The sequence below is a fragment of the Mesorhizobium sp. M0960 genome, assembly GCF_040319055.1.
GTDB lineage: Bacteria > Pseudomonadota > Alphaproteobacteria > Rhizobiales > Rhizobiaceae > Mesorhizobium.
The window spans coordinates 15,789-36,145 of record NZ_JAMYNN010000031.1; the positions used below are offsets into that span (position 1 = coordinate 15,789).

The window sequence follows — 20,357 nt, forward strand, 5'->3', positions numbered from 1 at the left end:
GGCGACATGACCAAGCGCATCGTTATCACCGGAACAGACACCGGAATTGGCAAGACGGTGTTTTCGGCCGGGCTTGCCGGCCTGCTTGACGGTTTCTACTGGAAGCCGGTGCAATCGGGCCTCGACGGCGAGACCGACAGCGAGGCGGTTGCGCGACTTGCCGGGCTGCCGTCGGGGCGCGTGCTGCCGGAAGCCTACCGCTTGAAGAGCCCGCTTTCGCCGCATCGTTCGGCCGAAATCGACGACGTTTCGATCGAGGCTGCCGATCTTTCGTTTCCGGTCCTGCCGACACCGCTCGTCATCGAAGGCGCCGGCGGGCTGATGGTGCCGCTGAACCGCCGGACAAGGTTCATCGACATATTCGAGCAATGGCAGTTGCCGGTCATTCTGTGCGCCCGCACCGCGCTCGGAACAATCAATCACACTCTGCTGTCGATCGAGGCCCTGCGGGCGCGCGCTATCCCGCTGGCTGGCATCGCCTTCATCGGCGATGAGATGACCGATACGCAACGGACGATCGTGGAATTCGGCGACGTGCCGCAACTCGGCAGGCTGCCGCACCTCGATCCGCTGACGGACAAAACGCTGAGACAAGCGATGATTGCCGGCTTCGACCTCGCTTTGATTGCCGGAGGCGGATGATGCCGCAATCCCGTGTGTGGCATCCCTTCACCCAGCACGCGCTCGAGCCGGCGATCCCTGAAATCGTCCTGGCTGAAGGCGCCTATCTCCACAAAGCCAATGGCGCGCGCATCCTGGACGCCATCTCATCCTGGTGGGTCGTCACCCATGGCCACCGCCATCCGCGCATCATAAAGGCTATCGAGACGACCGCGTCGAGCCTCGACCAGATTATCTTCGCTGGCTTCACGCACGAACCGGCCGAACGCCTGGCCAAGGCGCTTGTCGGGCTCGCTCCCGCCGGACTCGACCGGGTGTTCTATTCGGACAGCGGCTCGACCTCCGTCGAAGTCGCGCTGAAGATGGCGCTCGGCTATTTCCGCAACACCGGCGCTCCGCGCTCGCGCATCGCCGTCATGGAGCACAGCTATCACGGCGACACGATCGGCACGATGAGCGTCGGCGCCCGCGGCGTGTTTAACGCCGCCTACGAACCCTTGCTGTTCGAGGTCGACACCATTCCCTTCCCGGCCGCCGGCCGCGAGCAGGAAACACTGGATCGGTTCGAGGCCGTCAGCCGCGACCAGCGCGCCGCCGCCCTGATTGTCGAGCCGCTCGTGCTTGGCGCCGGCGGCATGCTGATGTATCCGGCCTCGGTTCTGACCGGATTGAAGAAGATTGCCGAAGCCTCCGGCACGCTGCTGATTGCCGACGAGGTGATGACCGGCTGGGGCCGCACCGGGAGCATGTTCGCCTGCGAGCAGGCATCGATTTCTCCAGATATCCTGTGCACCTCCAAAGGCTTGACCGGCGGCGTGATCCCGCTGGCGGCCACGCTTGCCACCGATGCGATCTTCCAGGCTCATTATTCAGCGGATCGCAAGAAGACGTTTTTCCACTCGAGTTCCTACACGGCCAATCCGATTGCCTGCGCGGCAGCACTCGCCAATGTCGAGATCTGGCGTGACGAGCCGGTGGCCGAGCGGATCGCGGCCTTGAGCGAGAGACAGGCCGCCGGGTTTCGACGCTTTCGCGACAATGCCAACTTCACCGATAGCCGCGCGATCGGCACGATCCTGGCTCTCGACCTGCGCGCCGGCTCTGCCGGCTATCTGGCCGAGATCGGACCTAAGCTGCGGGCCTTTTTCCTCGAGCTCGGCCTGCTTGTGCGCCCGCTCGGCAACGTCCTTTATCTCCTGCCGCCCTATTGCATCACCGGCGACGAGCTCGATCGGCTCCATGACGCCATCGAGGAGGCCGGCGAACGCTTCGGCTCAAAGCCATGAGCAGGTTGTCGGGCCTTCTCGGGTTTGGCCATCATGCGCCTGGCCGAAAGGTGGCCAATGCCGAAATTGAGAACAATCTCGGCCTCGAACCCGGCTGGATCGAGCGGCGCACCGGAATTCGGTCGCGCTTCTGGGCAACGGACGAAGACACGCTGTCTGGTCTTGCTGCGCAGGCCGGCGCCATGGCGCTGGCCAGCGCCGGCATTGCGCGCCACGACATCGGTCTGCTGCTGCTTGCCACCTCGACGCCCGATCACCTCCTGCCGCCCAGCGCGCCCCTGGTCGCACATCGGCTGGGGCTCGGCCGCGCCGGCGCTGTCGATCTGACCGGCGCCTGCGCCGGCTTCATCTATGCGCTGATGTTTGCGGACGGATTTACCCGCCTGCACGGCAAAGCGAGCCTTGTTATCGCCGCCAATATCCTCAGCCGCCGCATCAATCCCTCTGAGCGCGCCAGCGCCGTGCTGTTTGCCGATGCCGCCGGCGCCGTCGTGATCGGTCCGTGCGAGGATACTGGTCGGGGGATTCTCGGTGCCTCCGTCGATTCGGACGGCTCGCGATACGGGCTGATCCAGATTCCCGCAGGAGGAAGCAACATCCCGTTCCACGGTGACCTCGACCTCGCGCAAACCCGAATGACGATGACCGACGGCCGCGAAGTGTTCGCAAAGGCCGTCGAGATGATGACCGATTGCTCGATAAGCGCGCTAGCCGCTGCCGGAGTGCGACCACAGGATGTCGACCGGTTCGTGCCGCATCAGGCCAATGCTCGCATTTTCGATGCTGTCGGGAGTAACCTCGGCATAGCGGATCAAGCAATTGTCAAGACGATTGCCGAATACGGCAACTCTTCGGCCGCGACGATCCCGCTCTCACTGTCGCTCGCCAATCAAGCGGAGCCGTTTCGGCCGGGCAAGAAAATACTCCTGGCGGCGGCAGGTGCGGGACTCAGCGGCGGGGCGCTCGTCGTCGGGATTTAGCCCAGCGAAGCTGCTCAACATCAGGACTGACTTTGTGAGATGAATAGGACAACGGAACCAATGCGAAAAATAGTCGCCGGCAAGCTGCACGGCATCCACGTCACCGAAGCAAACCTCAACTACCACGGTTCGATAACGCTCGACCCGACCACTGCGAAGAAGCCGGGATCCTGCCAATGGATTCGTGGAGACATGGAGCAAGACTTCCGGCGCGCGAATCTCGACCTATGTCATCCTCGGCGAGCGCGGCTCTCGATGCTGCATCCTCAACGGCGCGGCCGCCCGGACCTGCCAGCCCACTCCATCCATCTGGACGAAGCGCGCATTCCTCTCTGAAGCCGCGGATCGTTACGTTCGTCATCAACAATGTCGTTGGCTTCTCGCCGAGGGCAATGCGCTGACGCGGACGGCGTTGACGACTACATCGGCAGGGGCGCTTCAGCAGAACTTTCGCCGGTTGATGGAGCAGCAGGAACTGGTGGAGGAGACCGGCGAAAGTGCTTTTGACACCGGCGGTCGGCCGGCGAAGCTTTATCGCTTCCGCCACCATGTCCTCGACGAAACGGCGGTCGCCCGGACAAAATTGCCGCTGGCGCGGGCTTGACATCCTTTATACTCAACGTAGAAATATACCCTTATAATCAATTCGATTATAACGAGAAATTTATTCGCACCGTCCGAACCCAAGGTCTCGCTCGGGAAGCCCGTATGAGTGGACCGAAGTGATCTTGGAAATGAAACGCCCGAGGACGGGCTTTCAACCTTTGTCGTGAAGGAGGTGCCGCGCGAGTGGGCCAATGCCTTGCGGCAACGGTGAAGGATGTATACCGCCAGTAAACGCATGCGTCAAAGTGGCTATCTAATGTACAGTTCGTCTAAATGTGCGATACGTTCGATTTGTGCAAGTAACACTTGGAGAAGTGTCGCATAAAAGAAACGTTTAATTACATAAAGCAGGCAAGCTAAACTTTAAACTTGCACAAATGAGCGTAGGGCGCCCTGTTCCAGGGCGCCTTTTTTAAGGATTATCATTAGACTCTCTCCCGGGGGAACTGTGGGTGAAGAAACAACGCATCGTCCTGCTGGCAGCTGTTTTGGCGTCTGCCTTTGGCTTTTTTTTGCTGATCCTGATCCTGCAGATGGTCAGTTTTTTGGTTGACTAGGCACGCGCAAGCGGGATGGATCGCGCAGAGACACGCGGAAGTTTTTTTCGCCAGCGAAACCCCGACGACCTGATGGGGAGTCGCGCCAGCAGGGTGGGAGCCACGTCCAGTGCCACCGACCATGCGAGATGCCGATTGTTGGCGCGTCTGTCAGTTCGCGCGGCCATATTCATTCTGATCTGGGCGGCATAATCCGAGAGCGAACGCTGCAACCGCGGTTCGAATTGCGCGAAGTTGAACCGGACTTCATCCGCCGTCAGGAACTGGTGGGTTGCGCTGGGAAAGCCGGCGACCATCACAAGGTCGCCTTCCTTGACGCCTGCACAGGCTATGGGTAGCCAACTCTCCGGCCGGTAAGGCACATTGTCGCGCGCATATGGCCGGGAGGAACCATCAGGAGCGACATAGGCGCGATAAAAGCCGAAGTCGCCTCTGTGGCGCGGCCACATCCAATTGTCCGTTTCGCCGCCGAAGTTACCGATGCCGAGCGCGGGCGCATAGACAAGGCGCACGTCCTCGATTTCGAGCTTCTGCTGGAGATAGTAGGAGGCGCCGCCATAATAGGCCCCTACGTCGCAGCGGCGATTGGGCTATCCTTCACATGCGGCGATCAGGGCCTTGCGGTTCGTGGCGAGCCGCTCATAGCGGGCAAACCCATTCAGCTTGTCCGAGACGCCCTTGAGCATTTCGGCGGTCACATCCCGCATGTCCTCGATCACATGGATTCGGCTGCCTGGCGCCGCGGGCAATTCTTCACCCAGGGCTCTTCGCCAGAAAGCCGTCTGTGAGATAGTCCTGGCCCTCCTTGCTGCGGTATTGGATGGATTCGAACACGCAGTGATGATTGGTTGCGACCAGCCCTTGTGGACTGACGAACGAGGCGGAGCATCCGCCCAGTGATACGATCGCGTTGAGCGGGTCAGCGTCCAGACGGCCGCATGGCCGCGCCCACTTCCGCAGTCTGGCCCGGCATCCACATACCTTCGTCCGCCGACGTAGCCGTGACCGTCCAGAGCAAGGCGATGGCAGTTGCTTTGGCCAAACATTTCAAATTCGAGTTCATGCTGACTGTCGCTCTCATCTTGCCTCCTGTTCTCCGCAGATTGGATTGGTGACTATCGGGATGGCCGGAGTCCTGGCGCCCGCGCGGCGGCCAACACCGTAAACACCGAGTGGACCCGTTAACCGCAAGAGTCCTGATGGCGCTCACCTCTCATATTTGTCGCGCGCAACGTTTGCGGATCATCCGCTGCACCAATCGTGCCAAATGAATAAAGCCTTCAGTTACAAATGGTGAGCCGCCCCGTCCATGTCCGATCTCCGACGTCTTTCACGTAAAGGGCTCGGTGCTTCCACGCTCGTTTGCTCTTCGCCCGTCCCTCTTCCGTCTTGACTAGCAGGAGCCTACGGCCTATCTCACTGCCGCGTTAGCACTCGCTTCTGGTGAGTGCTAACCACGCTCCGGCAACGGAGAACCGTTCAACATCCGCACCAGGGAAATCCAAAAATGGCAAAGTCGAATTTCCGGCCGCTGCATGACCGCGTGGTCGTTCGCCGCGTCGAGTCCGAAGCGAAGACCGCCGGCGGGATCATCATCCCCGATACGGCTAAGGAAAAGCCGCAGGAAGGCGAGATCATCGCCATCGGTTCCGGCGCCCGTGACGAGGTCGGCAAGCTCGTCCCGCTGGACGTCAAGGCCGGCGACCGCATCCTGTTCGGCAAGTGGTCGGGCACCGAAGTCAAGCTCAATGGCGAAGACCTTCTGATCATGAAGGAAGCGGACATCATGGGCGTCATCGGCTGACACGCCGCCGCCTTTCATCCGCACCATCCAATCTGAATTTCGGGCGAAATGCCCAGGAGTAAAAAATGGCTGCCAAAGACGTAAAATTCTCCCGCGACGCTCGTGAGCGCATGCTGCGCGGCGTCAACATCCTCGCCGACGCGGTGAAGGTCACGCTCGGCCCCAAGGGCCGCAACGTCGTCATCGACAAGTCGTTCGGCGCACCGCGCATCACCAAGGACGGCGTCACCGTCGCCAAGGAAATCGAGCTTGAGGACAAGTTCGAGAACATGGGCGCGCAGATGGTCCGCGAAGTTGCTTCGAAGACCAACGACATCGCCGGCGACGGCACCACGACCGCGACCGTTCTGGCACAGTCGATCGTCCAGGAAGGCCACAAGTCGGTTGCCGCCGGCATGAACCCGATGGACCTCAAGCGCGGCATCGACCTCGCCGTCGCCGACGTCGTCGCGACGCTGATCAAGAACGCCAAGAAGATCAAGACCTCGGAAGAGGTTGCCCAGGTCGGCACCATCGCCGGCAATGGCGACGTGTCGGTCGGCTCGATGATCGCGGAAGCGATGCAGAAGGTCGGCAATGAGGGCGTCATCACCGTCGAGGAAGCAAAGACCGCCGAGACCGAGCTTGAAGTCGTTGAAGGCATGCAGTTCGACCGCGGCTATCTCTCGCCCTACTTCGTCACCAACGCCGAAAAGATGGTTGCGGATCTGGAAGACGCCTACATTCTTCTCCACGAGAAGAAGCTCTCCAACCTGCAGGCCATGCTGCCGATCCTCGAGGCTGTCGTGCAGACCTCGAAGCCGCTGGTCATCATTTCGGAAGACGTCGAGGGCGAGGCCCTGGCCACGCTCGTCGTCAACAAGCTGCGCGGCGGCCTGAAGATCGCCGCCGTCAAGGCGCCTGGCTTCGGTGATCGCCGCAAGGCCATGCTGGAAGACATCGCCATCCTCACCGGTGGCCAGGTCATTTCCGAAGACCTCGGCATCAAGCTCGAGAATGTCGGCCTGAACATGCTCGGCCGCGCCAAGAAGGTGTCGATCTCCAAGGAGAACACCACCATCGTCGACGGCGCCGGCAAGAAGGCCGAAATCCAGGGCCGCGTCGCCCAGATCAAGCAGCAGATCGAGGAGACCACCTCGGACTACGACAAGGAGAAGCTGCAGGAACGTCTCGCCAAGCTGGCGGGCGGCGTTGCCGTCATCCGCGTCGGCGGTGCGACCGAGATCGAAGTCAAGGAAAAGAAGGACCGCGTCGATGACGCCCTCAACGCGACCCGCGCGGCCGTCGAAGAAGGCATCGTTCCCGGCGGCGGCGTCGCCCTGCTGCGCGCTTCGCTGGCCATCACCGTCACTGGCGCCAACTCCGACCAGACCGCCGGCATCGCCATCGTGCGTCGCGCGCTGCAGGCTCCGGCCCGTCAGATCGCGGCCAACGCCGGTGCGGAAGCATCGATCGTTGCCGGCAAGATCCTTGAGAACAAGGGGGCAACCTTCGGCTACAACGCCCAGACCGGCGAATATGGCGACATGATCGCCATGGGTATCGTCGATCCGGTCAAGGTTGTGCGCACGGCTCTGCAGGACGCGGCCTCGGTCGCCGGCCTGCTGGTCACCACCGAAGCCATGATCGCGGAGGCTCCGAAGAAGGAGTCGGCTGGCGGCGGCATGCCTGGCGGCATGGGCGGCGGCGGCATGGGCGGCATGGGCGGTATGGATTTCTAATCCAGCCCCCTATCAACCTACAGCGGAAAGGGCGGCAGCAATGCCGCCCTTTTTTGTGTGCCGAGCATGATCGACAGCTTTAGACGTGCAAGTCCTCTACCCAGCCTGATGGCAGCGAAGCGCAACGGCGTCGTCGTGAGACGGGGTCTGGCCGTGTCCTTTCGTTCAGCCGCTGGTCGAAACTCGTGCTGCCTTCCGCCGTGCCGTCGATCTTTACAGGGCTGAAGGCCTTGCCAACGGCTGGCAGACCCTGGTTGCGGTAGAACTCATCGCATCGTTCGAAAGGCTCCGATACCTGATCGCCTATGGTCGTCAGCTCTTTCAATTGGAACTCGTTCTTTCGGCCATGATCGTGGTCGGCCTGACCGGATTGGGACCCACGGCCTGCTCACGCTTGCCTAAAACCATCTGCAACGCTGGCGTCCGGAGACCCAGATGAGCCTGATCACGATTACAGGTCTGGATAGGCTGTCGCACGGCGCTTCCATCGCACCGCCGCCCTTCCGCTTCATCGGCCGACATCTGCGGCCGCTTGCGGAGCCGATGGCGCTGCTCGCGATTTTGGGAGTTGCTCGCCCATGCCGGCGCTGCTGACCCACGTTTTCTACCGCGGCTGGAAGAGGTGGCGGCCCGCGGCATGGCAGAGTTCAGCCGAGGTGGCCTCGGCTCCAATCTTCTGGTGAGCCTGGAACGTGACCTGATCGGTTTCGTGTGTGGCAGTGTGGCGGAATCGCGCTTGGTCTGGTGATCGGATTTTCTCGCCTCATCGAACGCCTGAGAGGCTCGTGGTCGCGGTTGTATTACCGCTATTACGTGACCTGATCACGTTGACGATGCCAGCACCTTCATTGGCCACTTTCTGGACCATGTACGTCACATCAGGCTCCCCCGCCCGATCGACACGAGCCGGCTCTGTAACCAAGCCGCCGTCATATGGCGGTTCCACGACGGCACTGGCGGCAGTCGTCTTCTCAGCGGCTACAGGTGGACGTTTCAGCAGCCAACGAATCCGATGGTGGCAAGGACAGGCAGACCAAGCACCGCGTAGAAGCCGTACTCCGCTGGAGTTCGCCTCGGAAGTGGAGCGACAAGGGCCTGATTTCTCTTGCCATGCCGACATTGTCAGCACGCTTTTCGAAGCCTCTGAATTCCTTAGTGTCCATCCCAGCTCGACCTCCGACCATCCCCATTTCCGGCTGCCCGCGGCACGACAGCCCTTGGCCTCTAGCTGCGCTCGAGCGGATCAGCGTGCCGTCCGCCTCCTCTGGCTGATCAAAATGTCTGCACCCATTTGGCAATGGCCGTTTCGCGCAAAAGTATTCCCCCGTGAGCCGGCTTTCCGAATTGGCTTAACTTCCAAATCTGTGGCTTTGCCTGCATTGCGGAGCGCGGAGTTCCGACCACTCGCCCAAGGGTATGCCATGGCGTTTCGTCTCTTTGTTCCGATCCTTGCCGGTGCAACGCTGCGCGAGCGGCTGCTCGCCTGCATCGGGGCCATGATCGGCATCGCATTGACTGGCGTGATCAGTGCGCTGGCGAACGGGTCTGGCCCACATGTCGCACTGCTGGTTGCTCCAATGGGAGCATCGGCCGTGCTGCTCTTTGCCGTGCCTTCAAGCCCGCTGGCGCAACCTTGGTCGATTATCGGTGGCAATACGATTTCGGCGCTGGTCGGGGTGACCGTGGCGCATTTCGTGCATGAACCCGTTCTTGCTACCGGCATTGCGGTGGCGCTGGCCATCGCCGCCATGTCGTTCACGCGCTGCCTGCATCCGCCGGGTGGCGCCGCCGCCTTAACTGCGGTGTTCGGCGGACCGGCGGTCTTCAGCTCGGGCTTGCTGTTTCCCTTCGTTCCGGTAGCGCTGAACTCGATCGTGCTGGTCGCACTCGGCTACGGCATCCATAAACTGTCGCGGCGCAACTATCCGCATGTGGCGGCCCCCGCCCTTAAAAGCGCGCATGGAACCATCGATCCGCCCGCGTGGGAGCGGGTCGGCTTCCAGCCCGAGGATATCGATGCCGCGCTCGGCGCGCTGGAGGAAACGTTCGATATCGACCGCAACGATCTTGAGCGGCTGCTACGGCAGGTCGAGTTGCAGGCGATGGTGCGCTCCCACCGGACCCTGCTGTGCGAGGACATCATGTCGCGCGATGTGATTTCGGTCGATGAACATGCGCCTGCCGACCAGGCGCGTCATTTTCTGCTCGATCACAACATCCGGACGCTGCCGGTGACCGACGCCGACGGCGGGCTGGTCGGTGTAGTTGGCCTGCGCGAGCTGACGAAGGCGACCGACGCGGTGAGGGCTGTGATGTCGAAGGCTGGCACCGCCTCTCCCGATACGCCGGCGATGAGCCTGCTGCCGGTGCTCACCGACGGCCGCAGCCATGCCGTGGTCATCGTCGATGCCGAGCGACGCATTATTGGGCTGATCACCCAGACCGACCTGCTGGCAGCGGCAGCGCGCGTGCACATGGCCGACACAACGCTGGCAGCGGCATAAAATAGTGATCCGGACTTGCTCAATCCGGGAACCCGATGGGGCGCCAATAGGATAGTGGTATTAAGTGCGGCCTTCCGCCTAAGACAATTCCTTTTTACGAGTAGATCAACCCTGAAACGCGACCGCGTGCTCAGGCATCTGGTTCACGTAGGCCAAGTACGACTGCAACAACGGAACACTCTTCAACCTTGCCGGTGGCCAGAGCCAGTCCGCTATGTCGACCAAAGGCGCGGACTACAAATGGAACCATCTGGTGGACGGCTCCTCTGCAACGATGGTAGCGCGGTTCGCATGTCCAAGGCTGGCTTGAAGCTCTACGTCGCGGGTTGAATGATCCTTGGCAAGGGTCGCGGCTCAGACGCCGAGGACGCGGTTCGCAATTCCATGCAGGTGGTCCTTTCCTTTGGTTCCTGCATTTCGCCTATGGTGAGGCGCCGCCGACTCCCGTCATGCATCACGCCGACGACCGCCGCTTCCTCGCCGCGCCAAGGGTTTGACTAGGCCGACGATAGACCCTGAGATAAGCAATTCCGAAACGATGTGGCTTCCTTGCGCGAAGTCGGCTCTGTCGAACAGCGATGTCAACATGATCCTGAGTTCCGAGGGTTCGCCGCGACGCATCAATCCTATAACCTTGATGACGTTCCTGACTAGGAGGATGAGGCTGCTCCAACACGTCCACGGTGTTAGGAATTGCCACTGCACGAGTTGATCTCGGACTTCTTCGTCGCGCGTCGCCAATTTCTAGCCCAATACCGCGCCTACGCTTGGTACCCGAACCACGCGGCCTATCGCCCTCATGCCCACTTCGAGGACCCTCCAGGATCGGGCCTGTTCGGATAGGTGTGGGAGGCCGAAGCATCAGAGGGAACGGCCAGACGCTACCATGCGGATGCGCCATCTGCCGAAGAGCCGTACCGTTACCTTCGTCACTGTGCGGAACGCGGGGCGACCGTCGCGTCAGCCATCCGGCTTTGGGTGTCATTTCTCCCCTGGCGGAGCCCACCGCCCCCGACAAAAGCCTGACCTTTGCCAGTCTTCTACGGGCAAGCGTTCGCGCCAAAAGTTCAAAGCCGCGTCCATAACATTCAACAATGAAAGCCAGCCTCATCAGATCTAGCAGAAAGTCGTCGATGGCATGTGTGAGCGCGTCAGACTTTTGTTCAAGCTGAAGCAGCAAGGCGCGCGCCTCTTCGATCGCGGCCCGGCAACCGTCTGCGTATATCAGCAATCAATCCTGTCTAAGATCTGCAAGCCCTCACCTCGCCCCAAGCCAGACTCAGCGAATCGAACGCCGTTGGAGAGAGTTTCCGACGAAAGAACATCGTCGCGTTTCGCGAAAAGGCATCGCTCGGCAAAGTGCCCGTTGATGAAGCATGCTGTGTCAAACGACAAGCAAGAATCCGGGCTCCACCCCGTGATGTCTTCGAAGGCGGGGTGAGCCGGCTCGGGCATGCGTCTCGGCCGCAACCCTTAATCACGAGGAACTGTGCCGCAAGGCAAACAGTTTCTCTCTATTCTTCTAGCCGCCACGGTTCAGCCTAGATTACATGGGAAACGGCAATAACGCAAAGCAAAGGTTGGCAAAATGAGTAGGGTGGCTGGATCAAATGATGATTTGGCTGCACCAACGACCTTTGCGCCACTTTTGCAGCCCACCTTTCGTTCGATCTGGCTCGCCACGCAAGTCTCGAGCCTCGGCTGGTTAATGCAGACTGTTGCCATCAGTTGGCTGATGGCTACCATCTCGACTTCCGATCTGATGGTTGCGCTGGTGCAGGCTTCATCGAACCTGCCCGCTTTCATTTTGTCCGTGTTCGCCGGGGTTCTCGCTGACAATTTCAGCCGTCGCAGGGTTATGTTCGCGGGCCGCTGCCTTATGGTGATAGCATCTGCGATGCTGACCGCTGTTGTAGCGCTGGGCTTTGTCGACCCATGGATGATTCTCGGCTTCAGCTTTTTAATCGCATGCGGCGGCGCTCTCAACGATCCCGCCTGGCAGGCGTCGGTTGGCGATATGGTGGACCGGCGCGATGTTCCCGCTGCCGTTACCCTGCTTTCCGTTGGCTTCAACACCGTACGGACCGTGGGCCCGGCGCTCGGCGGCATCGTGGTTGCCTCCTTCGGGCTTTTGGCCGCTTTTACCGTGACCACCCTCACCTATTTGGTACCCTTGGCCACCATATGGCGCTGCAAGTGGAAGGTCCGCTCGTCGCCTCTTCCGCGCGAGTCGATGAGGAGGGCCATCTATGACGGGCTGCGCTTCACGGCGATGTCATCGGAAATCAAAGCGGCGATCGCACGCGGAACCCTCTTTGGCCTGGCGAGCATCGCCATACTCGCGCTGCTGCCGCTGATTGTCCGCGACCAGTTGGGAGGAGGCGCGCTCGCCTATGGCACGCTCATGGCAGGTTTCGGAACAGGCGCGGTCTTCGCCGGCCTCTCCAACAGCCTGTTCAGACGGAGCTTGTCGCAAGAAAAGCTGATGAGGCTCTCCTGCGTCGCCTGCGCGGCGTGCTCCCTCTCCCTGGCGCTTACCTCTTCGATCGGCGTGGCGGCAATTGCACTTGCTTTGGGCGGCGCAGGCTGGGTCACTGCCTGGTCCGGGGTTGGCGTGAGCGTGCAGCTGGCAAGCCCGCGCTGGGTCGTGGGGCGCACGATCTCCATCTACTATGCATTGATAGACGGCGGCATAGCGGCCGGCAGCTGGGTGTGGGGCACCGTTTCCCAGAACCATTCGCTGACCTGGGCGCTAGAGGGTTCCGCTGCGGCCCTGCTGCTCGTTGCTGCAGCCGGCGTTCTGTTTCCTCTTCGCGAGCGCCGCGAGTCCGAGCCCGATCCTTTGGAGGAATTCGACGCCCCAGCTGTCGCTCTCAGTTTGAAGCCGAGAAGCGGCCCGATCGTGGTCAAGATCGAATATCTGATAGCCGAGAGAAATGTCGAGGCCTTCCTCGACCTCATGCGGCAGCGGCGTCATGTACACAGCCGCGTCGGTGCTCGGAACTGGACGCTCCAGCGCAACCTTCAGAAGCCTATGCAGTGGACAGAAACGTTCCGAACGCCGACCTGGACCGACTACCTTCGCCTCAATCATCGTCTCACGGAAGTAGACAAGGAACTGGACGAGCGTGTCTTCCAGTTACACGCGGGAGAGAAAGCGCCTCAAATGACGCTTTCGATTGAGCGGCCGACAAGCTCGGCCCGGAAACCCGACCAGTCAATCCTTCACCTTCCCCGTCATTGAAGCCTGACCTTCCCATATCTGGGCATCAGCGATCGTTAAAGATCCGGGTGATGGATGAGAATCTCGGCGGCATCCGTGTCGTGCGTGCCTTCGCCGCGCAGCCGCACGAGCTGGAAAAGTTCGACCGAGCCAAGCAGGACGCGCCTTGATCTCGCCAATGAGCGCGTTGACATCCGTGTCGGCAACACCAGCGCCATGAATTTCTCGTTCCTGACCGCCATGGGCCTGGTGCTCTGGTTCGGTGGCCAGAAAGTGATCGCAGGTCAAATCAGCGTCGGCACGCTGGCCCTGTTGCTCACCTTCATGACCATTCTACAGATGCCGGTGCGCTAGCTCGAATTGATGGTCAACTCGTTCGCGCGCGCCTCGACCTGCGGCACGCGGCTGTTCGAGTTGCTCGACGCCGAACTTGACATCGAGGACGCGGCGGGCGCCAGGGATCTCGTCGTCACCCCGCGTGCTGCGCTTCGACAATGTCGGTTCTGCTACGCGGGCTCGGGCGGCCGCCTACGCTCTCCGGCATCTCCTTCGAGGCGAGCAATGCATCGCCGTCTAGGCAAGGCGAATGCTCCGGACTTCCCAGCCTTTCTTGCCTTGCCCGCATTCGACAAACACCTTCTGTCCCGCCACCAGCACGCTGAGCCCTGAGCGCGTCAGGGCGCTGGCATGAACGAAGACGTCCTTCTCACCGTTGTCAGGAGCAATGAAGCCGAAGCCCTTTTCGGGTTTGTACCACTTGACCGTGCCCCCGCTCTCCAGCTGCGCACCGGTTTCAACGAAGGTCCCTCCAGCGACGCGCGTATGTGACGGAGTTTTCGCGCGGTGATCGCCGATCTCCAGCACCTGCGCGACTTGATGACCTTTTGGACTTTTTTCGACCGTGATCTTGAGAGGCGTTCCCGCGGCAACATCCCGGCTTCCGGCCGCCTCTAACACTCGCACGTGCAGATAGGCCTCCGTGCCGTCCGACAGTTTGACGAAGCCAAAACCCTTGCTGACTGTGAACCACAATACCTCCGCATCGACAGGATCTGCCGTCACGGTCGGCGGGCGCTGAAAATAGCTTGGCTCGGAAGTCCGTTCCGAAAAGGAAACGGGGTCATCGTCATAGCGATGCTGGCGTGGCTCGCGATGGTCTCGATATTTGCCCATGATCATCTCGACTGGCATGGATGGCGCACTGCGCTACCGTCAAGGTAATCTCAATCGGGCGACGCGTTTATGTCAAAAAGGCCGTGAAGGCCGCAGCTGTGCCCGGCCTATCGGCCGAACCCTTTGAAACTAGATTCATTTCCCCTGAAACAATAGTGCCGCCGAGTCGATTTACTGACTCGCATAGGTTGTGTTGGAGCGAGAGTGCGATGATGCTGGCGCGGGCGCACTGGAAGGGCTTTATCAGGCATTCCGGAAAGCCTGCTCCGGGTTTCTTCAAAAGGAACCGAACGGCGGGTCGACGACCATTTGCGCCGGCTCCAGGCTACGGCGCAGGTCTGACCGTGCATGATCATCATCTCCAGCGTCACGCCCAGCGTCGACGCCAAGCCGTGGAGAACTATGCCGCGCTGTCGCCGACGAGAACAACGTCGCAATGTCGATCGACGAGCTTTGAATCGGCGCACTCAATGGGCCTTCTTCCCCAAGCACGGATGTCGCGTTGGCACTTTTTATGCAGCTGCGAAGAGCTAAAATCGCCACGACGGGTGGTGTTGACGCGCCGACAATTATCAGACAAAAACGGAATTCAATCGGTTCAGCGGCCTACGCGGCAGGGCTCTGCTCAACAACCTCGGGGACCATGGACGAACGCGCAAAAGGGATTAGGAAAGGCGGAGCTGGAGGCAAGGCCAACGACGTCAATGCGGACTTAATCGCCGTTGTGGTCGCCATGGACAGCAGCGCCCCCTGCGTTCTGACCATCCCGCAGGCAAACGCCCTGCCCTCGGGCCCGTTCGAGCTTGCTCACCGTTCGCTGCACTCGGGCCTCAGGGGATGGGTGGAACAACAGACCGGCCAGCCGCTCGGCTATATCGAACAGCTCTACACCTTCGCCGATCGCGACAGGGTTGGCGCTGACGACCGCGTGGTCTCTATCAGCTATCTGGCGCTCACCCACCAAGACGAAGCTGGCGACCCGGCCGGGCGACACTGGGGAAGCTGGTACGACTATTTCCCGTGGGAGGATCACCGCTCCGGCACACCGGCGGTCGTGTTGGACGAATTGCGGCCGCGCCTGATGGAATGGGCGGATGGCACTGACGACAGTACGACACGCCTCGACCGACGACGGCGGGCGGCGATCGCCTTCGGCTTTGACGACCGCCATTGGAACGAGGAACTCGCGCTTCAACGTTATGAGCTGCTCTACGAAGCCGCCCTGGTGGAGGAAGCAATACGCGCCGGACATTCCGCTGCGCCCACCTGGGTCTCGGGCAGATCGATGATCGCCGATCATCGTCGCATCCTGGCGACCGGCATTGCGCGGCTGCGCTCCAAGATCAAATATCGGCCGGTCGTATTCGAACTGATGCCGCCGGTCTTCACGCTTTTGCAGCTGCAGCGCACCGTGGAGGCGCTTGCCGGCAGGCTCGTGCGTAAACCGAACTTTCGCCGGCTGATCGAGCAGCAGGAGCTGGTCGAGGAGACCGGTGAGACAACCGCGGAAACCGGCGGCCGGCCGGCGCAACTTTATCGCTTCCGTCACGCCGTTCTCGACGAGAGGGTGATAGCCGGAACAAAATTGCCGCTCTCGCGGGCTTGACCCGCCTTGCGCCAGCAGCCCTGACGATGTCGCGGACGGCTTGGCCCTTGTGAGAACCGGGATTGTCGAGAATGACGATGTCGCCCGGCTTCAGTGTTTTGTTGAGTTCGGTTTCGACATAGACGCGAAAGGCCTGCGTATTGATGGGTCCGTCAATGACCCAAGGCGCCTCCACCCGATCATGCCGCAGCGCGGTGATGAAGGTCATCGTCTTCCAATGGCCATATGGTGCGTGGGCCATCAGCCGCTTGCCGCGCACACCCCAGCCGCGCAACGGCGCCATGTTGGTCTTGACCCATGTTTCATCCAGGGAGACCAGGCGCGTAGGGTCAATGCGGGTCTGATAGCGCATCCATTGCGCACGCCCGCGCATCAGCTTTGGCTTGAGCTGCTCGGCCGGCAGAACGGTTTTTTTGAAGCTCTTGCCCTCGCGGTGCAGGAAGCGACCGACGCTCGCAGGAGACCACGTTCAGCCAGTGCCGCCGTCAATTGATGAAGCGTCATGTTGGCATCTCGCTCAACCTCGCCCAGGACGAAAGCACGGTGCTCCCCGTCGATCAGATAGGGCCGATGACCACCCATCTTGCCGGGTGCCGCACTGCCACGGCGACGCTTGCGGCCTCGGGCGTTTCCTGGGCGAAGGCGGTGGCGATGAAAGCCGAGACGACGCCACAGACTGGGCTGGCGGATAGTAGTTCGCGAGTCAGCCACGGTAGCGGTCGCTACGAAGCGCGCAGCACTTTGTCATCGGTACATTCCCTCCCATGCCTGAAATGAGCAGTGCAGCCATGTCGCCTCCTCCGCAGTCACCGTGGCGAAAGCAATCCTTCCGCTGCCACACGGACCTAATGTCGCCTGGCACTAGCTTGCTTCAGCAAACCACTTAGCGCAATTCTCAGGAGCTACCGTGCCCGCACCGCAGGCGAGGTCCGGGGAGGCTTGCTCACTCAGTTTGCCATTCTGGAAAGTCGCGTTCTTGCCAACGCGCATATTCGAGATATTCTCTCGCAATCGCCTCTACAAGATCTTGTTGGAGCTCTTTGCGAAGGCACGGCATTTCGCTGATTGCCAAGCTGTGCTCTCTCGCAAAATGAATGGCGCAACGATATCCGTCAAGGTCTTCCAAAGTGGGACGGACTGCATCTTCCTTCCACTGATCCGCAAGTTCCTGCAGCAATGAAGGTTGTCCTTCTCTTGTGACAAACATGTCTGTGACCCGACGCTTGGCTCTCTCCAGAAAGGCGTCCGAGTTGCCGAGCCGCAACCGCTTTACATGCCACCGAAAAGCGCCGTCCCAATGCTGACTTCGCGCCATTAAATTGAGAAGGGAGATCGAACCGCCTTCGAGGATGAGCCCCGGCTGGGAACTACGCTCATCCACTTGCATTATCAGCTTACGATGGGCGGTCTCGGCGTCGATGATGCCCGCGGTTAGCGGGCGCGAATCCAAGTAGATCCGCTGGGTAGATTGCAGTTCGGAATCCGAGGGACGCCCGCTGCCGGTGGCGATTTGAGGACAGCATTGTACACGATCCAGCGCAATGACCGGCCATCCGGTCTCTCGTGCAATTTGGATTGCCGCGTCTGTTTTGCCGCTGCAGGTCGGCCCGTAAATCAAATAGATTAGCATGTGTATGCCGCTTAGTTTATCGGAACTAACCGCCCCCAAGCACAAGATACTCGGTAGGCTTTCACCGGACTTGTCGCAAACATTTTGACAAGCGGCGATTATGCCCTGGACGCCATTTTCGAACTTTGTGAAGTCCGAAAGGCGCAAGCAGCTCGTTCTGGTCGTTCAGTCCAGTCACCAACGCCTCTGTTTGACGTTTGACGACGGTCCACTTTGCACATCTCATGCCGACTGTGACGCAACGCGGCACCGCAGGATGGTGACCTCGTTGTCTCCGGCAAAAGATCCTTGCGCGTCTTGGGTTAATCGAGGCGGCGGCGCACGGGTGCCTTATTGTCTCGGAACATGGCCAGGAAGGCGGCTGATCAACAAAAGTGGAAGACGGTGTCCCGACGACCTCACCGATTTGTGAGGCGACCGAGGATCTGCCCGACATCGTCGATCTCGTCCTCGAGGTGGGCCGTGTGCCGGCCGCGCCGCCAAAGCCTCCTCCCCTGCCGGTCCGGCTGGAAGCCTCGTCGAAACGGCACAGGAGTACACCAAAGCCGCCAGCGCCCAAACATACAGACCGCCGGCGCTAAGGATTGGCGCTTTTTGCGTGGCGTCCGCCCCGATCTTCCGGAAAGGGGAGCTGGCTGCTGTTTTCTGGGCACTCGCTGCGCATCGCCGCTGCGCAGCGCCGAACTGGACATCGAGCGGCTACGCGATGAACCGCATGGTCTGCCATTGTGAGGCTCTTGCTCGACACTAATGTCCTCTCCGAGGTGACGAGGCCGAGCCCTGACGCGCGCGTGCTGGAATGGATGGACGGGCTCGATGAAGACCGCTCATTTATCAGCGTTGTGTCGATCGCCGAGATCCGGCGCGGCGCTGCCCTCATGGACAAAGGTCGGAAACGTGACGCACTGGCCGGATGGCTCGCCCGGGACCTGCCGCAGCGCTTCGAGCCGAGAGTCCTGCCCGTGGACGAACTGGTTGCCCTGGCCTGGGGCGACCTGACGGGCCTCGCGAAGCGGCGTGGCCGCGGTCTGTCATCGATGGACGGGCTGATTGCAGCCACCGCGATTTCCTGACCCATCACATGGCGGGGATATTCATGCGCTGACGGCGAAACACCCAGATGCCCCGCACCTACCACGATCAATATGGAAACGCCTCGGTGGCAGCCACGAGGTCGATGTCATTGAAGATGAGATGAAATAGGCGGATCAGCTCTGCTTTTCGCATCCTTGACGCGCGCTTCATGACAGGCCTCGGCCAAGGGCGTCGGGTTTAGCTTCCGGTTGGATGCTTGCGCTCACCTGTGGCTATGCTTACGGCCATCCCGATCGAGAAAAGCATCGAACGCGGCAGCGACAGCGCGAATTACAAAGCGATGCTCCCGCCGTACGCGGACAAAACCGTTTTCGAAGTCCACTATCCCGTCCTCGGCCAGCATCGCCAAGCGTTCAGCTGAATCGAGAAGACGGATCGGATCAGATCCGTGGGCGGCACAGATTGCCTGCACATCGGCCTCGAGATCGCACATTAGTCGCTCGATAATTGCGGCTCGCACGCGGTCGTCGTCGGTGAGGCGATAGCCCTTTGACGTCGCCAGACGGCCAGCTGCGATGTGCTGGATGTAGGAATCCCGTGTAACTTCGTTTTGGACGTACCCCTCGCCGACGCGGCCGATAGCCGACGCGCCGAAACCGATCAGGGTTCTGCAGGTGGTGGCCGAGTAGCCCAGCGAGTTACGCCGCAGGCGACCCGTTTTCTGTGCCAGCGCGAGCTCGTCGTCCGGCAAGGCGAAATGGTCGAGTCCGATCTCGCGGTAGCCGGCGGCAATCAGCGTCGCGGCCACGGCCGCATACTGTTCAGCGCGGGCAGCGCTGCCCGGAAGAACTGCCTCCTCGATGAGGCGCTGATTCTTTATAAGCGACGGGATGTGCGCATAGCCGAACACCGCAAGCCGGTCGGGGCGCATTGCGACCGCCGCCCTCGCGGTCTCGACGCAGGACTGCACCGTTTGATGCGGGAGACCGAAGATGAGGTCGAAGTTGATGCGGCTTACTCCATGCCGGCGCAGCATTTCCACGGCAGCCGACGTCTGCGCCTCACTCTGAACCCGGTTGATTGCTTTTTGAACAATGGGATCGAAGCTCTGCACGCCGAGACTCACACGGTTCACGCCGGCTGCTCCTAAGGCCTCGGCCATCTCGGCCGTGAACGTGCGCGGATCAATCTCGACGGCAACCGTGGCTGTTTTCGTGAGAGCGAAGCGGCGTCGCAGGAACTCCATCAGAGCCAGGAACTCGGCTGGTCCTATGAGAGACGGCGTTCCGCCGCCGAAATGCATGTCGCTCACGGGCAGCGTCTGCGGCGCTCGCTCCGAGACCAAACGGATCTCGTCACGCAGGGCCGCCAGATAGTTGAGGATCGGCGCATCATGGCGGGTGATGGTGGTGGGGAAGCCACAATACCAGCAAGCTGATCGGCAGAACGGAACGTGGAAATAGAGCGACACCGGATCGTCAGCCGGCAGGTTCCTGAGCCATTCCTCATAAGCCTCGGCGCCGACCGGGTGCCGTAGCGGATGGTGTTGGAATTCGGCGGAGCAGCCTCCGGTAGGTTGAGCTTATCGGTTCAAGCGGCGAGGTCAATCTG

14 protein-coding genes and 7 pseudogenes are annotated in these 20,357 nt (G+C 61.0%); 14 read left to right on the forward strand and 7 right to left on the reverse strand.

Going from position 1 to position 20,357, the window contains the following annotated elements:
* Positions 1–6: 6 nt before the first annotated feature.
* The 5 genes and pseudogenes from bioD to NKH63_RS31410 all read left to right on the forward strand — a co-directional run.
* Positions 7–642 carry a dethiobiotin synthase gene (gene bioD, locus NKH63_RS29985; RefSeq protein ID WP_031194973.1) on the forward strand — a complete coding sequence of 212 codons (636 nt, stop codon included), beginning with the start codon at positions 7–9 and terminating at the stop codon, positions 640–642.
* Positions 642–1,907 carry an adenosylmethionine--8-amino-7-oxononanoate transaminase gene (locus NKH63_RS29990; protein ID WP_352920153.1) on the forward strand — a complete coding sequence of 422 codons (1,266 nt, stop codon included), beginning with the start codon at positions 642–644 and terminating at the stop codon, positions 1,905–1,907. The genes bioD and NKH63_RS29990 overlap by 1 nt, the downstream gene beginning before the upstream one ends.
* The gene (gene bioZ / locus NKH63_RS29995; RefSeq protein WP_352920156.1) at positions 1,904–2,887 is read left to right on the forward strand and encodes a 3-oxopimeloyl-[acyl-carrier-protein] synthase BioZ; all 984 of its coding nucleotides are present in this window, start codon (positions 1,904–1,906) and stop codon (positions 2,885–2,887) included. The genes NKH63_RS29990 and bioZ overlap by 4 nt, the downstream gene beginning before the upstream one ends.
* A gap of 60 nt (positions 2,888–2,947) precedes the next feature.
* Positions 2,948–3,255: pseudogene (locus NKH63_RS30000) on the forward strand (aspartate 1-decarboxylase); the annotation flags it as partial.
* Positions 3,256–3,326: 71 nt separating this feature from the next.
* A pseudogene (locus NKH63_RS31410) lies at positions 3,327–3,491 on the forward strand (NrtR DNA-binding winged helix domain-containing protein); the annotation flags it as partial.
* A 555-nt stretch (positions 3,492–4,046) separates the two neighbouring features.
* On the opposite strand, the pseudogene NKH63_RS30005 reads toward NKH63_RS31410, so the two are convergent.
* Positions 4,047–4,757: pseudogene (locus NKH63_RS30005) on the reverse strand (S46 family peptidase).
* Between the two features lie 46 nt (positions 4,758–4,803).
* Complete coding sequence (locus NKH63_RS30010; protein ID WP_352740776.1) at positions 4,804–5,079, reverse strand: S46 family peptidase; 276 nt, start codon at positions 5,077–5,079, stop codon at positions 4,804–4,806.
* Between the two features lie 478 nt (positions 5,080–5,557).
* Between NKH63_RS30010 and groES the strand changes: the two genes are divergently transcribed.
* From groES to NKH63_RS30040, 6 genes and pseudogenes are all read left to right on the forward strand, one after another.
* Positions 5,558–5,854: a co-chaperone GroES gene (gene groES, locus NKH63_RS30015; RefSeq protein ID WP_352453535.1), complete on the forward strand. Its 297-nt coding sequence runs from the start codon at positions 5,558–5,560 to the stop codon at positions 5,852–5,854.
* A 65-nt stretch (positions 5,855–5,919) separates the two neighbouring features.
* Positions 5,920–7,575 carry a chaperonin GroEL gene (gene groL, locus NKH63_RS30020; protein WP_352920159.1) on the forward strand — a complete coding sequence of 552 codons (1,656 nt, stop codon included), beginning with the start codon at positions 5,920–5,922 and terminating at the stop codon, positions 7,573–7,575.
* A gap of 435 nt (positions 7,576–8,010) precedes the next feature.
* Complete coding sequence (locus tag NKH63_RS30025) at positions 8,011–8,169, forward strand: hypothetical protein (protein WP_352492851.1); 159 nt, start codon at positions 8,011–8,013, stop codon at positions 8,167–8,169.
* A gap of 827 nt (positions 8,170–8,996) precedes the next feature.
* Entirely contained in the window at positions 8,997–10,079 is a 1,083-nt protein-coding gene (locus NKH63_RS30030; RefSeq protein ID WP_352920163.1) for an HPP family protein, read from the forward strand.
* A gap of 1,588 nt (positions 10,080–11,667) precedes the next feature.
* A complete protein-coding gene (locus NKH63_RS30035) occupies positions 11,668–13,323 on the forward strand; it encodes an MFS transporter (protein ID WP_352920165.1) in 1,656 nt (551 codons plus the stop codon).
* A gap of 32 nt (positions 13,324–13,355) precedes the next feature.
* A pseudogene (locus NKH63_RS30040) lies at positions 13,356–13,901 on the forward strand (ABC transporter transmembrane domain-containing protein); the annotation flags it as partial.
* Here the strand turns inward: NKH63_RS30040 and NKH63_RS30045 are convergent.
* Positions 13,876–14,475, reverse strand: coding sequence for a cold-shock protein (locus tag NKH63_RS30045; protein WP_352920168.1), 600 nt, complete (start codon positions 14,473–14,475; stop codon positions 13,876–13,878). The pseudogene NKH63_RS30040 and the gene NKH63_RS30045 overlap by 26 nt on opposite strands.
* A gap of 279 nt (positions 14,476–14,754) precedes the next feature.
* Positions 14,755–14,971: pseudogene (locus NKH63_RS30050) on the reverse strand (3-methyl-2-oxobutanoate hydroxymethyltransferase); the annotation flags it as partial.
* A 147-nt stretch (positions 14,972–15,118) separates the two neighbouring features.
* Between NKH63_RS30050 and NKH63_RS30055 the strand changes: the two are divergent.
* Complete coding sequence (locus NKH63_RS30055) at positions 15,119–16,081, forward strand: NUDIX hydrolase (RefSeq protein ID WP_352920170.1); 963 nt, start codon at positions 15,119–15,121, stop codon at positions 16,079–16,081.
* 73 nt (positions 16,082–16,154) lie between these two features.
* Here the strand turns inward: NKH63_RS30055 and NKH63_RS30060 are convergent.
* Positions 16,155–16,454 (reverse strand): annotated as a pseudogene (locus NKH63_RS30060) (transposase); the annotation flags it as partial.
* Between the two features lie 119 nt (positions 16,455–16,573).
* Here NKH63_RS30060 and NKH63_RS30065 point away from each other — a divergent pair.
* Positions 16,574–16,858: a hypothetical protein gene (locus NKH63_RS30065; protein ID WP_352690235.1), complete on the forward strand. Its 285-nt coding sequence runs from the start codon at positions 16,574–16,576 to the stop codon at positions 16,856–16,858.
* A gap of 166 nt (positions 16,859–17,024) precedes the next feature.
* Here the strand turns inward: NKH63_RS30065 and NKH63_RS30070 are convergent, their stop codons facing one another.
* A complete protein-coding gene (locus NKH63_RS30070; protein WP_352691550.1) occupies positions 17,025–17,711 on the reverse strand; it encodes an isopentenyl transferase family protein in 687 nt (228 codons plus the stop codon).
* 728 nt (positions 17,712–18,439) lie between these two features.
* On the opposite strand from NKH63_RS30070, the pseudogene NKH63_RS30075 reads away from it, so the two are divergent.
* Positions 18,440–18,781 (forward strand): annotated as a pseudogene (locus NKH63_RS30075) (PIN domain-containing protein); the annotation flags it as partial.
* A gap of 227 nt (positions 18,782–19,008) precedes the next feature.
* On the opposite strand, the gene hemN reads toward NKH63_RS30075, so the two are convergent.
* Positions 19,009–20,235 (reverse strand): oxygen-independent coproporphyrinogen III oxidase, encoded by a 1,227-nt coding sequence (gene hemN / locus NKH63_RS30080; RefSeq protein ID WP_352920183.1) that lies wholly within the window; start codon positions 20,233–20,235, stop codon positions 19,009–19,011.
* Positions 20,236–20,357 lie beyond the last annotated feature (122 nt).